The sequence below is a fragment of the Vibrio sp. Vb2960 genome (assembly GCF_033337665.1).
Classification (GTDB): Bacteria; Pseudomonadota; Gammaproteobacteria; order Enterobacterales; family Vibrionaceae; genus Vibrio; species Vibrio alginolyticus.
This window is the reverse complement of sequence record NZ_JAWORD010000077.1, coordinates 1-650: the sequence shown is the minus strand read 5'-3', so window position 1 is coordinate 650 and position 650 is coordinate 1. Positions and strand designations below refer to the sequence as shown.

General features: G+C 44.8%; 2 tRNA genes and 1 rRNA gene. All 3 read left to right on the top strand.

The annotated features are described in order from the left end of the window. Positions 1–77 (top strand): 16S ribosomal RNA (locus R7O03_RS22705); the annotation flags it as partial. Positions 78–143: 66 nt separating this feature from the next. Beyond that, positions 144–220: transfer RNA gene (locus tag R7O03_RS22700), tRNA-Ile, on the top strand. A 42-nt stretch (positions 221–262) separates the two neighbouring features. Beyond that, positions 263–338 (top strand) — tRNA-Ala (locus tag R7O03_RS22695). Positions 339–650 lie beyond the last annotated feature (312 nt).

Below are 650 nucleotides of genomic sequence, written 5' to 3'. Positions count from 1 at the left end.
CCACTTTGTGGTTCATGACTGGGGTGAAGTCGTAACAAGGTAGCGCTAGGGGAACCTGGCGCTGGATCACCTCCTTATACGATGATTATTGCGATGAGTGTTCACACAGATTGATACGGTTTATAAAGTAAAGAGACGATACTGGGTCTGTAGCTCAGGTGGTTAGAGCGTTCGCCTGATAAGCGAGAGGTCGGTGGTTCGAGTCCACTCAGACCCACCAATTTCTTTCCCAAGGAATTGGCGACAGTATCGACACCTTGATGGGGCTATAGCTCAGCTGGGAGAGCGCCTGCCTTGCACGCAGGAGGTCTGCGGTTCGATCCCGCATAGCTCCACCATCTTTAAGTGTTCTTGAAAAAGAATCTTTAAAAATGGTTTTCATCAGAAAATCTAGCTCTTTAACAATTTGGAAAGCTGACAAAACAACAATTTATTGTTGTTTGTAAAGTTCTCAATGTTTGTCTTTATGACAAACACCAAAAAACACATTCAAGTGTTCTTGGAATTTGAGTCCGGCAAAATCGAATGTCTCTCGCTCATTCAAATAATGAGAGACAACTTTGGTGACTTGTTCATCAACTCGAAACTCCTTCGGGTTGTATGGTTAAGTGACTAAGCGTACACGGTGGATGCCTTGGCAGTCAGAGGCG